This is a genomic window from Streptomyces sp. PKA51, from assembly GCF_057552455.1.
In genome coordinates this window covers 40,808-53,884 of sequence record NZ_BAAJPZ010000024.1, presented here as the reverse complement: position 1 = coordinate 53,884, position 13,077 = coordinate 40,808, and the positions used below count along the sequence as shown (strand labels likewise).

12 protein-coding genes are annotated in these 13,077 nt (G+C 73.1%); 3 read left to right on the top strand and 9 right to left on the bottom strand.

Annotated elements, in window-relative coordinates:
- Window positions 1-93 precede the first annotated feature (93 nt).
- The 4 genes from ligA to AC27L3_RS26180 all read right to left on the bottom strand — a co-directional run bounded on the left by ligA (window position 94) and on the right by AC27L3_RS26180 (window position 4,764).
- Window positions 94-2,325, bottom strand: coding sequence for an NAD-dependent DNA ligase LigA (gene ligA, locus AC27L3_RS26195; RefSeq protein WP_487236524.1), 2,232 nt, complete (start codon window positions 2,323-2,325; stop codon window positions 94-96).
- A 34-nt stretch (window positions 2,326-2,359) separates the two neighbouring features.
- The gene (locus tag AC27L3_RS26190) at window positions 2,360-3,391 is read right to left on the bottom strand and encodes a methionine synthase (protein ID WP_487236523.1); all 1,032 of its coding nucleotides are present in this window, start codon (window positions 3,389-3,391) and stop codon (window positions 2,360-2,362) included.
- 88 nt (window positions 3,392-3,479) lie between these two features.
- A complete protein-coding gene (locus AC27L3_RS26185; protein ID WP_487236522.1) occupies window positions 3,480-4,178 on the bottom strand; it encodes an SDR family oxidoreductase in 699 nt (232 codons plus the stop codon).
- 46 nt (window positions 4,179-4,224) lie between these two features.
- The gene (locus tag AC27L3_RS26180; RefSeq protein WP_487236521.1) at window positions 4,225-4,764 is read right to left on the bottom strand and encodes an LOG family protein; all 540 of its coding nucleotides are present in this window, start codon (window positions 4,762-4,764) and stop codon (window positions 4,225-4,227) included.
- 221 nt (window positions 4,765-4,985) lie between these two features.
- On the opposite strand from AC27L3_RS26180, the gene AC27L3_RS26175 reads away from it, so the two are divergent.
- Window positions 4,986-5,585 (top strand): hypothetical protein, encoded by a 600-nt coding sequence (locus AC27L3_RS26175; RefSeq protein ID WP_487236520.1) that lies wholly within the window; start codon window positions 4,986-4,988, stop codon window positions 5,583-5,585.
- 14 nt (window positions 5,586-5,599) lie between these two features.
- Here the strand turns inward: AC27L3_RS26175 and mnmA are convergent, their stop codons facing one another.
- Window positions 5,600-6,757, bottom strand: a complete 1,158-nt coding sequence (mnmA, locus tag AC27L3_RS26170; protein WP_487236519.1) for a tRNA 2-thiouridine(34) synthase MnmA — start codon at window positions 6,755-6,757, stop codon at window positions 5,600-5,602.
- Between the two features lie 73 nt (window positions 6,758-6,830).
- Between mnmA and AC27L3_RS26165 the strand changes: the two genes are divergently transcribed.
- Window positions 6,831-7,490: an N-acetylmuramoyl-L-alanine amidase gene (locus tag AC27L3_RS26165; protein WP_487236518.1), complete on the top strand. Its 660-nt coding sequence runs from the start codon at window positions 6,831-6,833 to the stop codon at window positions 7,488-7,490.
- 238 nt (window positions 7,491-7,728) lie between these two features.
- Here AC27L3_RS26165 and AC27L3_RS26160 read toward each other — a convergent pair whose 3' ends face one another.
- Window positions 7,729-8,898, bottom strand: a complete 1,170-nt coding sequence (locus AC27L3_RS26160; RefSeq protein WP_487236517.1) for a cysteine desulfurase family protein — start codon at window positions 8,896-8,898, stop codon at window positions 7,729-7,731.
- Window positions 8,899-8,911: 13 nt separating this feature from the next.
- Complete coding sequence (locus AC27L3_RS26155) at window positions 8,912-9,937, bottom strand: helix-turn-helix transcriptional regulator (protein ID WP_487236516.1); 1,026 nt, start codon at window positions 9,935-9,937, stop codon at window positions 8,912-8,914.
- Window positions 9,938-10,058: 121 nt separating this feature from the next.
- Here AC27L3_RS26155 and AC27L3_RS26150 point away from each other — a divergent pair, with 121 nt between their 5' ends.
- Window positions 10,059-10,649, top strand: a complete 591-nt coding sequence (locus AC27L3_RS26150) for a TIGR03086 family metal-binding protein (RefSeq protein WP_487236515.1) — start codon at window positions 10,059-10,061, stop codon at window positions 10,647-10,649.
- 28 nt (window positions 10,650-10,677) lie between these two features.
- On the opposite strand, the gene AC27L3_RS26145 is transcribed toward AC27L3_RS26150, so the two are convergent.
- The gene (locus AC27L3_RS26145; RefSeq protein ID WP_487236514.1) at window positions 10,678-11,358 is read right to left on the bottom strand and encodes a trimeric intracellular cation channel family protein; all 681 of its coding nucleotides are present in this window, start codon (window positions 11,356-11,358) and stop codon (window positions 10,678-10,680) included.
- A 79-nt stretch (window positions 11,359-11,437) separates the two neighbouring features.
- On the bottom strand, window positions 11,438-13,012 hold the full coding sequence (locus AC27L3_RS26140; protein WP_487236513.1) for a M1 family metallopeptidase: 1,575 nt from the start codon (window positions 13,010-13,012) through the stop codon (window positions 11,438-11,440).
- Between the last annotated feature and the right edge of the window lie 65 nt (window positions 13,013-13,077).

The following is a 13,077-nucleotide window of genomic DNA, read 5'->3' as shown; positions in this document are numbered from 1 at the left end:
GCAGCGATCGGCAGCGGTTGCCCGAATGCGATCCGGCGTTCTGTAGCCATCTGGTACGCGCTGTAGGGGTAATGCCCACTGACTATGCGGGCATTACTCCGCGGGGGTGGCCTCCTGGGGCACGGCCGCCGCGCGCGCCGCCTCCGGCCCTTCGTTCAGGAGTACGACGAAGGCGTCCTCTTCGAGCACGGGAACCTTCAGCTGCATCGCCTTGTCGAACTTGGAGCCGGGGTTGTCGCCGACGACCACGAAGTCGGTCTTCTTCGACACCGACCCGGTCACCTTCGCTCCGCGCTGCTGCAGGGCCTCCTTGGCGGCGTCGCGCGTGTAGCCGGCGAGGGTGCCGGTGACGACGACGGTCAGTCCGGCCAGCGGACGCGGCCCCTCGTCCTCGGCGACCTCCTCCTCCATCCGCACGCCCGCGGCCTTCCACTTGGCCACGATCTCGCGGTGCCAGTCCTCGGCGAACCACTCCTTGACCGAGGCGGCGATGACGCCGCTCACTCCCTCGACGGCGGCCAGCTCCTCCTCGCTCGCCTCGGCGATCCGGTCGATCGAGCGGAACTCGCGGGCCAGCGCGACGGCCGCGACCGGGCCCACGTGCCGGATGGACAGGCCGGTCAGGATGCGGGCCAGCGGGCGCTGCTTGGCGGCCTCGATGTTGGCGAGCATCGCCTCGGTGTTCTTCTTCGGCTCGCCCTTCTGGTTGGCGAAGAAGGTGACGACCTTCGGCTCGCCCGTCTCCGGGTCGCGCTTGGGCAGGCCGGAGTCCGGGTCGACCACGTAGGACTTGACGGGCAGCAGTTCGTCGATGGTCAGGTCGAACAGGTCGCCCTCGTTGCGCAGCGGCGGCTCGGAGGGCTCCAGCGGCTGGGTGAGGGCGGTGGCGGCCACGTATCCGAGGTTCTCGATGTCCAGGCACTTGCGGCCGGCGAGATAGAACAGCCGTTCGCGGATCTGGGCGGGGCAGGAGCGGGCGTTGGGGCAGCGGAGGTCGATGTCGCCCTCCTTCATCGGGCGCAGCTCCGTCCCGCACTCGGGGCACTGCGCCGGCATCATGAACTCCCGTTCGGTGCCGTCGCGCAGGTCGGACACCGGGCCGAGGATCTCGGGGATGACGTCGCCCGCCTTGCGCAGCACGACGGTGTCGCCGATGAGCACCCCCTTGGCCTTGACGACCTCCTGGTTGTGCAGGGTGGCGAACTCCACCTCGGAGCCGGCGACCGTGACCGGCTCCACGACCGCGTACGGGGTGACCCGGCCGGTGCGGCCGACGCCGACGCGGATGTCGAGCAGCTTGGTGTTGACCTCCTCCGGCGGGTACTTCCAGGCGATCGCCCAGCGGGGCGCGCGGGAGGTGGAGCCGAGGCGGCCCTGCAGCGGGATCTCGTCGAGCTTGACGACCACGCCGTCGATCTCGTGCTCCATCGAGTGCCGCACCTCGGGGTCGCCGTAGTGCGCGATGAACGTGCGCACCTCCGCCAGCGAGCCCACGACCTTGGCATGCGCGGCGGTGGGCAGGCCCCACTCGCGCAGCAGCTCGTACGCCTGCGACTGGCGCTCGATGGCGAAGCCCTCGCGGGCGCCGACGCCGTGCACGACCATGTGCAGCGGGCGGGAAGCGGTGACCTTGGGGTCCTTCTGCCGCAGGGAGCCCGCGGCGGCGTTGCGCGGGTTGGCGAAGGGCGGCTTGCCGGCCTCCACCAGGCGCGCGTTGAGCTCCTCGAACTTCTCCACCGGGAAGTAGACCTCGCCGCGCACCTCGACCAGGGCGGGGATCCGCTCGCCCTCGAGCTGCTCGGGGACGTCGGTGATGGTGCGGATGTTGGGCGTGATGTCCTCGCCGGTACGGCCGTCCCCGCGGGTGGCGGCGCGGGTGAGACGGCCGTGCTCGTAGGTGAGGTTGACCGCGAGGCCGTCGACCTTGAGCTCGCACAGGAAGTGGTACGGCGTGCCCTCGCCGATGTCCTTGGCGATGCGCTCGGCCCAGACGGTGAGCTCCTCGTCGTCGAAGGCGTTGTCGAGGGAGAGCATCCGCTCGCGGTGCGCGACCTCGGCGAACTCCGTCTCGTACTGCCCGGCCACCTTCTGGGTCGGCGAGTCGGGGCTGCGCAGCTCCGGGTACTGCTCCTCCAGCTGCTCCAGGGAGCGCATCAGCTTGTCGAACTCGGCGTCGCTGATGACGGGAGCGTCCTTCACGTAATAACGGAAGCGGTGCTCCTCGATCTGCTCGGCGAGCAGGGCGTGCTTCTCCCGCGCCTCCGCGGGCGTGGTGCTCGTGCTCGTACTGCCCGCGAGCTCTTTGCCGTCCCGTTCGACCGCCACCGTCTCGTTCCTCCCGTTGCGCCCCCGAGCACCGTCACTCAGGGTTGTCTGCGAGTGATTTCGCCGCCCGGACGCAATGGGCGAGCACCGCGCGGGCATAGGCGGGTGAAGCGCCCGCGAGCCCGCACGCGGGAGTGACCACCACGGACTCGCTCAAAGTCCCCGGGGGCAGCCCCAGCCTGCGCCACAGCGTCCTGACACCCATGACGCTACCGGCAGGGTCCGACAATCGGCCGTCCACGCCGGGCACGACGCCCGCGAACAGCGTGGTGCCGGCCTCCACCGCCTCGCCCAGCGCGTCGTCCTCACGCTCGGTGAGCAGCGAGAAATCGAACGACACGGCGTCGGCGCCCGCCCTGCGCAGCAGCTCGAAGGGCACGCCGGGGGCGCACGAGTGCACGACGAGCGGGGCCCCGGCCTCCTTCGCGACCGCCGCGAGCTCCCGCAGCGCGCCCTCGACGACGGCCCGGTCCACCGCCCGGTGGGTGCGGTAGCCGCTGGCCGTGCGCACCCGTCCGGCCAGCACGGCCGGCAGCGACGGCTCGTCCAGCTGCAGCACCGGCCGCGCGCCCGGCACCCGGCGGCGCAGGTCCGCCAGGTGGGTGCGCAGGCCCTCGGCGAGCGAGGCCGTAAGGTCCCGGCAGGCGCCGGCGTCGCTCAGGGCGGCCTCGCCGCCGCGCAGCTCCAGGGAGGCGGCGAGCGTCCACGGGCCGACGGCGGAGACCTTCAGCGCGCCCTCGTGGCCCTGGGTGAACTCCTCCAGCGCGTCGAGGTCCTCGCCGAGCCAGGCGCGGGCCCGCCGGGTGTCGCGCCCGGGCCGGTCACTGATCCGCCAGCCGCTGGGCTCGACGTGCGCGTACACGTCGACCAGGAGCCCGGCCGTCCGCCCGATCATGTCGGCGCCCGGACCGCGCGCGGGCAGCTCCGGCAGATGGGGCAGCGCCTCCAGCGACCCGGTGACGGTCTTCGCGGCCTCGCGGGCGTCCTCCCCGGGCATCGAACCGACGCCGGTGGCGGCTCCGGCGCCCCACACCTTCGACTTACTGTTCTCGCTGTTGTGGCTCACGGAAGGAGCCTACGAGACCCGGCGCCGGCGCCTGTCCGGCGGATCGCGCAGTGGCCCGTCAGGGGCGCGGGACCGTACGGGGCGCCGACTAGCCGCCGGAGTAGCCCGGGCGCACCGACAGGTCGTGGACCTCCGCGTCGCGCGGCAGGTCCAGGGCGAGCAGCATGGTGGCGGCCACCGACTGCGGGTCGATCCACTTCTCGCCGTCGTACGCGGCGCCCTCCTGCTGGCGCACGCGCACCTGCATGGGCGTGGCCACGCGGCCCGGGTAGACGCTGGTGACCCGCACGCCGTTGGTGTGCTCCTCGGCGCGCAGCGAGTCGGCGAGCGCCTTCAGGCCGTGCTTGCTGGCCGCGTACGCGCCCCACTGGGGGTTGGCGCGCAGGCCGGCACCGGAGTTGACGAAGACCACGTGTCCCTTGGAGACGCGCAGCTGCGGCAGCAGCAGCCGCGTCAGCTCGGCCGGGGCGACGAGGTTGACCGCAAGGGTGCGGTTCCAGGTCCTGGTGGTCAGCTCCCCCACCGCGCCCAGGTCGGCGACGCCGGCGACGTGCAGCAGGGAGTCCAGCCGGTCGGGCAGTTCCTGGTGGCCCAGGGCCCACGACAGCCGGTCGGGGTTCTCGAGGTCGGCCACGAGCGTGCGCGCACCGGGGAAGCGCCCGGCCAGCTCCTTGGCCCGCCCGGCGTCCCGGGCCACGAGCCACAGCTCGTCCCCGCGCTCGTGCAGCCGCCGGGCGACGGCCTCGCCGATGCCCGACCCGGAACCGGTGATCAGATGTGTTGCCATGCCCCCAGCTTGCCCTAGGCCGCGCCCGGCGGACATGCGGTGCCCCTTACAGGACGCCGTGCGCCTCCTCCAGGTACGCCATGGCCGCGGCGCCGTCCTCGGCGAAGAAGACCAGCTCGGCCAGCGGGCGTGGCAGGAAGCCCTCGGCCTCCATCCGGCGGAACTGCTGCAGCAGGCCGTCGTAGAAGCCCGCCGCGTTCAGCAGCACGACCGGCTTGTCGTGCAGCCCGTGCTTCTTCAGTTCCAGGATCTCGGTCGCCTCGTCCAGCGTGCCCGTCCCGCCGACCATGACCACGATCGCATCGCCCCTGGCGAGCAGTTGGGCCTTGCGCTCGCCGAGGTCCTTGGCGATGACCATCTCGTCGGCGTTCTTGCGGGCCTTCGCCGCGAGGAATTCCACCGAGACGCCCACCAGCCGGCCGCCGTGCTCCTGCACGCCGTCGGCCATCACCTTCATCAGCCCCGACTCCGAACCGCCCCACACGAGGGTGTGTCCTCCCTTGCCGATGAGTTCGGCGAACTCGCGGGCGGGAGCGGTGTAGCGCTCGTCGAGATCGGCGGCGGAGCAGAAGACGGTGATGTGCATGGCATCACGGTACGCCGGGGCGCACCACCCGCGCGCCCTTGCGTATATGACCCGTTTTCAGCCGCCCCAGGTAGCGGTTCGGAACCCGTTCCGTCGCGGTGGTGTCACAGAACGCCCCTGGATTTGGCGGGGTGTAAGGACGTTGTTAGCGTGACGTGCGCTCGTCAAGAGACGGCAAAATCCAGTCATCGATCCAGTCACTCCAACGGGGGAGTTCCAGCGTGAAGCTTCGTCACGTCCGCGCGGCCGCGGTCTTCGGCGTCTGCGTCGTGGCCCTGACCGGTGCGCGCGGCCACCACGGCGGCAGCTGCGGCGGGTCCAGCCACGGCAGCAGCCACCACTCGTCCTCCGACAGCGGCAGCACCTCGACGAGCGGCGGCACCACCGGGGGCTCCACGGGCAGCGACTCCTCGTCGGGCGGCTTCACCTCGGGCGGCACGGGCAGCGGCACCACCAGCGGCACGGGCAGCAGCGGCAGCACGACCTCCGGTTCCACCACCGGAGGCGGCATCGGCGGCAGCCGCAACGACGCCATGCGCGACATCAAGATCAACGACTGCGCCTACAGCGACCGCCTCGGCATCACGGCGAAGCTCAGCGCCACCAACAGCAGCGCGACGCTGAAGTACACCTACCGCCTGACGGTGCAGTTCACCGACCCCACGGGCAAGGTCACCGTCCGCAACCCGTCGATCCCCTACGTCGCCCCCGGCAAGACCGAGAACCTCGACGTCTCGACCCCGTACGTGCCCAAGGCGGGCTCGCCGAGCACCGGCGGCAAGTGCGAGGTCACCAACGTGACGCGGACGATCGAGCGCTGATCCCGGAGGAACCCCTAGCGGGCGGCCGCCGACGAGGTGGTCGCCCGCTCCGTCGAGGCGATCGTCGCCGAGCCGACGACGCGCGTGCCGTCGTACAGCACGATCGCCTGGCCGGGGGCCACGCCGCGCACCGGCTCGGCGAAGCGGACGCGCAGCTCGCCGTCCACCAGCTCCGCCGTCACCTCGGTCTCGCCGCCGTGCGCACGCAGCTGCGCGGTGTACGTGCCGGGGCCCTCGGGGGCGACGCCGCACCAGCGGGGCTTGATCGCGGTGAGGGCCGAGACGTCCAGCGCCTCGACCGGGCCGACCGTCACCGTGTTGTTCACCGGCGAGATGTCGAGGACGTAGCGCGGCTTGCCGTCCGGGGCCGGGTGACCGATGCGCAGGCCCTTGCGCTGGCCGATGGTGAAGCCGTACGCACCCTCGTGGGTGCCCAGCTTGGCGCCGGACTCGTCGACGATGTCGCCCTCCGCCCTGCCCAGGCGCTTGGCCAGGAAGCCCTGGGTGTCGCCGTCGGCGATGAAGCAGATGTCGTGGCTGTCGGGCTTCTTCGCCACGGCCAGGCCCCGGGCCTCCGCCTCGGCGCGGATCTCTTCCTTCGTGGTGATCGTGTCACCCAGCGGGAAGAGCGCGTGCGCCAGCTGGCGCTCGTCGAGGACACCGAGGACGTACGACTGGTCCTTGGCCATGTCGGAAGCCCGGTGCAGCTCGCGCGTGCCGTCCTCGTTGACGACGATCGTGGCGTAGTGGCCGGTGCACACCGCGTCGAAGCCGAGGGCGAGCGCCTTGTCCAGCAGCGCCGCGAACTTGATCTTCTCGTTGCAGCGCAGGCACGGGTTCGGGGTGCGGCCGGCCTCGTACTCGGCGATGAAGTCCTCGACGACGTCCTCGCGGAAGCGCTCGGCGAGGTCCCAGCAGTAGAAGGGGATGCCGATGACGTCGGCGGCACGGCGGGCGTCGCGGGAGTCCTCGATGGTGCAGCATCCGCGGGCACCGGTGCGGAAGGACTGCGGGTTCGCGGACAGCGCGAGGTGCACGCCGGTCACGTCGTGTCCGGCCTCGACGGCACGCGCGGCGGCGACGGCGGAGTCCACGCCGCCGGACATGGCGGCGAGCACACGGAGGCGACGTCCGTCGCGGGGGGCTGAAGGTGCACCGGGGAAGTCACTCATAGCCCTCCCAGGGTACGGGGTGCCCGGAACCGGACGACTGTCGCACGCGTGTCCGGTGCGGAGGGGGTGCGTCGTGGGAGGGACGGAACGGCCGGGACGGCCCGGCATCGACCGGCGCGGGCTGCTGATCGGGACCGCGGGCGCCGTGGCGGCCACGGCGGGCTACCTGGAGCGGGACGAGCTGGCGCGGTGGTGGTGGCGGTTCACGGGACGGGAGAGGCCCCGGACCGACGGGGCCGTCGACCACCCGGGCGCCGAGTGGGTGGCCGCCTCGTCGGCGAACTGGCGGCGGGCCTCCCGCCCCGACGACTACGCGATCGACCGGATCGTCGTCCACGTCGTGGAGGGCGACTACGGGGACGCCCTGCACGTCTTCCGCGACCCCCTGCACCAGGCCGCCGCCCACTACGTCGTGCGCCGGGACGGGCACGTGGCGCAGACCGTCCGCGAACTGGACGTGGCGTTCCACTCCGGGAACCGCGCCTTCAACGAGCGCAGCGTCGGCATCGAGCACGAGGGGTACGTGGACCGGCCGGGCGACTTCACGGACGCGATGTACGCCGCGTCCGCCCGGCTCGCGGCGGGCATCTGCGCCCGCTACGGGATCCCGGTGGACCGGGAGCACATCGTGGCCCACTCCGAGGTGCCGGGCACCGACCACACGGACCCCGGCCCCCACTGGGCCTGGGACCGGTACGTGGGGCTGGTGCGGCGGGCGCGCACGGCGGGCTAGGCGAGTGCCCGTCTGCGGGCGCATGGCGGCTTGTCGCGCAGTTCCCCGCGCCCCTGACGGGGCACTGCACCAGCCCACGGCGCCCCATAGGGGCGCGGGGAACTGCGCGATCGGCCACCGACGGCCCGCAGCCGACGCGCCACCCCGAGGCCCGGGCGAAGCACGGCACCCTGCCTGCGGGCGCGTGGTGGCTTGTCGCGCAGTTCCTCGCGCCCCTACGGGGCGCCGTGATGACGTCCTAGCTCAGGCCCGCGCTGCGGGCGCGCTGCACCACCGGGCCGATCGCCTCGACGACCGCCGTCACGTCGTCGCGCGTCGACGTGTGCCCCAGGGAGAAGCGCAGCGTGCCGCGCGCCAGGTCCGGGTCCGTCCCGGTGGCGAGCACGACGTGGCTGGGCTGGGCGACGCCCGCCGTGCAGGCCGAGCCCGTGGAGCAGGCGATCCCCTGCGCGTCCAGGAGCAGCAGCAGGGAGTCGCCCTCGCAGCCGGGGAAGGAGAAGTGCGCATTGCCGGGCAGCCGCCCGGCCGGGTCGGGGTCGCCGCCGAGGACGGCGTCCGGCACCGCCGCGCGCACGCCGCTGATCAGTTCGTCGCGCAGGGCGCCGATGTCGCGGGCGAAGCCGGCGCGGCGTTCGGCGGCGAGGGTGCCGGCGACGGCGAAGGCGGCGACGGCGGGGACGTCGAGGGTGCCGGAGCGCACGTGGCGTTCATGGCCGCCGCCGTGCAGCAGCGGTACGGGCGCGTACTGCCGTCCCAGGAGGAGGGCGCCGATGCCGTACGGGCCGCCGATCTTGTGGCCGCTGACGGTCATCGCGGCGAGCCCGGAGGCGGCGAAGTCCACCTCCAGCTGGCCGACGGCCTGGACCGCGTCGGCGTGCAGCGGAACGTCGAACTCCGCAGCGACCTCGGCCAGTTCGCGCACCGGCATGACGGTGCCGATCTCGTTGTTGGCCCACATGACGGTGGCGAGGGCGACGTCGGCGGGGTTGCGGGCGATCGCCTCGCGCAGGGCGTCGGCGTGCACGCGGCCGTGGGCGTCGACCGGGAGGTACTCGACGGTGGCGCCCTCGTGCGTGGCGAGCCAGTCGACGGCGTCGAGCACGGCGTGGTGCTCGACGGGGCTGGACAGCACGCGCGTGCGGGCGGGGTCGGCGGCGCGCCGTGCCCAGAACAGACCCTTGACGGCGAGGTTGTCGGCCTCGGTGCCGCCTGCGGTGAAGACCACTTCGCTGGGGCGGGCGCCGAGGGCCGCGGCGAGGGACTCGCGCGCCTCCTCCACGGTGCGGCGGGCCCGCCGTCCGGCGGCGTGCAGCGACGAGGCGTTGCCGGCGAGCGGGAGCTGGGCGGTCATCGCCTGCACCGCCTCCGGAAGCATGGGGGTGGTGGCGGCGTGGTCGAGGTAGGCCATGGTGGCACCGATTCTACGAGGCGGGGTGCGCGCCCGTGCGGGGCGTTCCCGGCCGCCCCGCCCCGCCCGGCGACGGCGCCTCCTCCCCGTCCCGCTCGTACTGCCGCACGACGGCCGCCGCGATCCGGGCGAGGTCGTCGCGGACCTCCTGCGGGGCGACGACCTCCACGTCCGGGCCGTAGGCCAGCAGGGAGCGCGCGCCGCGCGGGTCCGGGAAGGCGAACTCCACGGTCGCGGGGTCGCCGTCGCCGGGCGGCCCGGTGACGAACCGGCCGAGGATCCGCAGCAGCATCTCCAGGCGGGTGCGGCGCACGAGGGCGGTGACGTGCAGGCCGGCGGGGCGCTGTTCGACCTCGCGGCGCAGGACGTCCCAGGCGTCGGCCAGTTCCACGCCGGGCCGGCGGCGTACGGGCTCGTCGAGCACGGTCACGGCCTCGGTGCGGTCGGCGCGGTACAGGCGGGGGCGGCCGCGGTGGTCGGCGACGAGGTACCACACGCCGGCCTTGGCGACGAGGCCGTAGGGGTCGACGGTGTACACCTTGGGGCGTTTGGTGCCGCTGTGGCGGTAGCGCAGGCGCAGCCGGCGGTCGGTGAAGACGGCGTCCTGCAGCTCTCCCGGCTCGCCGGCGGGGCCGGGGCCGAGCATCCAGCGGACGGGGTCGACGAGGATGCGCCGCCCGGTGGCCTCGGCGGCGGGGCGGTGCGGGGCGGGGAGCGCGGCCATGACCTTGCGCAGGGCGGAGCCGAGGGCGGCGTCGAGGCCGAGGGCGCTGTGGGTGTCCCCGGCGGCGAGGACGAACAGGGCGCGGGCCTCGTCGGCAGTGAGCCCGGTGACGTCGGTGCGGTAGCCGGGCAGGAGGGATATCCCGCCGTGCCGGCCGCGCTCGGCGTAGACGGGGACGCCGGCGGCCGAGAGGGATTCGACGTCGCGGTAGACGGTGCGGACGGAGACCTCCAGGCGCTCCGCGAGCTCGGCGGCGGGCATGCGGTCGCGGTTCTGCAGGAGCAGCAGGATCGACAGCAGCCGGGATGATTTCACGCTTGTCGCACCTATCCGGGGTCCTGTGGAAAACCTGACGGCAGGTGTCAGCTTATGCGGGCATGCTCGTTCTCGGCCGACGGAAACGGCGACGGCGAAGACGGAGACGAAGGAGCCTGCCATGCGCACCACCGACCCCCGCACCACCGACCCCCGCCCCCTGCTCGACCGCGCCACTGCCCAGGTGGCCGAGCTGATCGCGCGGGTGCCCGCCGAGCGGATGGCGGATCCCACGCCGTGTACGGAGTTCGACGTCCGCGCCCTGCTGGGACACCTGGTCGCGGGGGTGTGGGCCGCGGCCGCGCTGGGCGAGACCGGCGAGCGCACGGGCCTGGTGCCGCCGGCGGACGTGCCGGACGACGGCTGGTTGAAGGTCTACGAGGAGGGGCGCGAGCGTCTGCTCGCGGCCTGGGCCGACGACGCCAAGCTGGAGGCGCCCATCAGCGTGCCGTGGGGCGAGATGCCGGGCCGGGCGTATCTGTTCTCGGGGTGCGTGCTGGAGTCGGCGACGCACGCCTGGGACCTGTCCATAGCCCTCGGCGCTCCCCTCGCGCTGGACGAGGAGCTCGCGGAGCGGGCCCTGGAGTGGGCGCACCGGTTCCTGCCGGCCGAGCGGCGGGGCGAGGGCGTTCCGTTCGAGCCGGTGCGCCCGGCTCCGGAGGGTGCGGACGCCTACGGGCGGCTGGCGGCGTGGCTGGGCCGCACGGTCTGACGCCGCGCGGGTCCGGGGCGGTGGGGCGTCACACCGCGCCGCTGCCGGTGGCCGGGTCCTCGGCGGCCGCGCTGCGCCGGTGCCAGGCGCGGGGGGCGCGCCAGTTGTAGTGCATGGCCAGCAGGCGCAGGACGAAGGCGGTGGCGGCGGAGATCATGCTGGTGGTGACGTTGAGCGCGTCGTAGTGGATGAGCAGGGCCGCCATGGTCGAGCCGACCATGGCCGGCACGGCGTACAGGTCGCGGTCCCAGCGCAGGAGATTGGGCACCTCGTGGGCGAGGACGTCGCGCAGCACGCCGCCGCCGACGGCGGTGGTGAGGCCGAGCGTGGCGGCGAAGGTCAGGCCGAGGCCGTGGGAGTGGGCCTTGACGGTGCCGGCGACGCAGAAGAGGCCGAGCCCGGCCGCGTCGAAGGCGTTCACGGCCTTGGTGATCCGCTCCACCTCGGGATGGAGGAAGAAGACGATCACCGTGGCGACCAGCGGGGTGATGAAGTACCCGAGGTCGGTGAAGGCGGCGGGCGGCACGGCACCGATGATCAGATCCCTGATGAGCCCGCCGCCCAGGGCCGTGGCCTCCGCCAGCACCGCCATGCCGAAGACGTCGAAGTTCTTGCGGACGGCGAGGAGGGCACCGGAGATCGCGAAGACGAAGATCCCGGCAAGGTCCAGCGAGTGCTGGACGGAGGGGGTGAACAGATCGGTGAGCACGCGACATTCTTACTCGTCACGGGCGATGCCCCGTCCCCGTCCCGAGGGGTGGGACGCTCCGTACCGGCGGGGAGCCCGGTCATTTCTTCGGCAGTGCGGGCTTGCCCGGCTGCGACAGCCAGGTGGCGAACAGGTCGCCGAGGTCCTGGTGGGAGACCGCTTCGGCGAGGCCGATGAACTGGGAGGTGCGCACGTTTCCGCCGCGGTGCAGCTGCGTCCACCGCGGCAGCAGCCGGAAGAAGGCCCGGTCCCCTATGCGCTCGCGCAGCATCTGCAGGGTCATGGCGCCCCGGAAGTAGACGGCGCGGGAGAAGAGGGTGTCGCGCTGCGGGTCGGCGATGTCGACCTTCCAGAAGGGGTCGTCGGCCTTGCGCTGGTTGTAGGCCTCCAGGAAGGACTGGTGGGCGCTCTTGTGCTGCTTGTGCTCCGCCCACAGCCACTCGGCGTAGGTGGCGAAGCCCTCGTTGAGCCAGATGTCCTTCCAGCGCTCGATGGACAGGGAGTCGCCGAACCACTGGTGGGCCAGTTCGTGGACGACCGTCGACTCGTCGCGCACGGCCGAGTAGACGGGCTTGCTCTGGGCCTCCAGCGAGAACTCCGCCTGCGGCATGTCGTCGACGACGGCCCCGGTCTCCTCGAAGGGATAGGGGCCGAAGAGGGCGGCCCAGTAGTCGGTGGCCTCGGCGGTGATGCCGTAGAAGTCGAGCTTGCCCTTGGGCAGCGTCGGGTCCGTGGCCACGTAGATGGGGATGCCGCCGGGGGTGGTGCCGCGCCGGACGTCGAACTTGCCGATGGTGGCGGTCACCGCGTAGGTGGCCATGGGCCGGGTCTCGCGCCAGTGGCTCACGGTGGTGCCGCCGCGGTCCTGGGTGGCCAGGAGTCGGCCGTTGGAGACGGCGGTCAGGCCCTTGGGCGCCCGGATGCGGATGTCGTAGGTCGCCTTGTCGGAGGGGTGGTCGCTGGAGGGGAACCAGGTGGAGGCCGCATTGGGCTCACAGGCGACGAAGACGCCGTCCTTGGTCTTCATCCAGCCGTACTTCGAGCCGAAGACGATGGGGCCGCTCAGCGCCTGGGGTATGCCGCCGTAGACGACGGTGGTGGTGAAGGTGCGGCCCTTCTCCAGCGGGACGGCCGGGCGGACGCGCAGGTCGTCGCCGCTGCGGGTGAAGGCCGCCGGGAGTCCGTCCACCTCGACGGACTTCACGGCCAGCTGCTGCAGGTCCAGGTGGAAGGAGTACAGGCTCTGCACGGCCCGGGCGGTGATCGTGGTGCGGCCGTCCAGGCGCCCGGAGGCGGGGGCGTACTCCACGTCGAGGTCGTAGTGACGGACGTCGAAGCCGCCGTTGCCGAGCCCGGGGAAATAGGGGTCGCCGATGCCGGGGGCCCCGGCCATGGGCATGCCGTGGATGCCGGGGGCCGCGTCGTCGTCGGGGGCGAAGGCCGTGACCGCGGTGGTGGCGACGGCCACCGCCAGGGCCAGGAGCCGGATGGCCCGCCGGCGCCCGCCCACGGCGCGTATCAGACGGGCGGGGCGTACGAGCCGGGCCCGGCGTATCAGCTCGGCCCGGCGTATCAGCGCCGCCCGGCGCATCGGCTGGGCCGGGTGAGTCGGCCGGGCCGGGCGGGCCCGGCGTATCGAGCGGGGGAGTGCCATGAGCCGTCCCTTCGAACCTGCCGGCCCCTGCGGCAACGGGCCGGCTCCGCACCCTCCCCGCTCGC

Coding starts and splice junctions, on each gene's coding strand:
- mnmA (WP_487236519.1), bottom strand. CDS start 6,757: ATGAGTGACTTCCCCGGTGCACCTTCAGCCCCCCGCGACGGACGTCGC.
- AC27L3_RS26150 (WP_487236515.1), top strand. CDS start 10,059: ATGCGCACCACCGACCCCCGCACCACCGACCCCCGCCCCCTGCTCGAC.
- AC27L3_RS26160 (WP_487236517.1), bottom strand. CDS start 8,898: ATGGCCTACCTCGACCACGCCGCCACCACCCCCATGCTTCCGGAGGCG.
- AC27L3_RS26180 (WP_487236521.1), bottom strand. CDS start 4,764: ATGCACATCACCGTCTTCTGCTCCGCCGCCGATCTCGACGAGCGCTAC.
- AC27L3_RS26185 (WP_487236522.1), bottom strand. CDS start 4,178: ATGGCAACACATCTGATCACCGGTTCCGGGTCGGGCATCGGCGAGGCC.
- AC27L3_RS26140 (WP_487236513.1), bottom strand. CDS start 13,012: ATGGCACTCCCCCGCTCGATACGCCGGGCCCGCCCGGCCCGGCCGACT.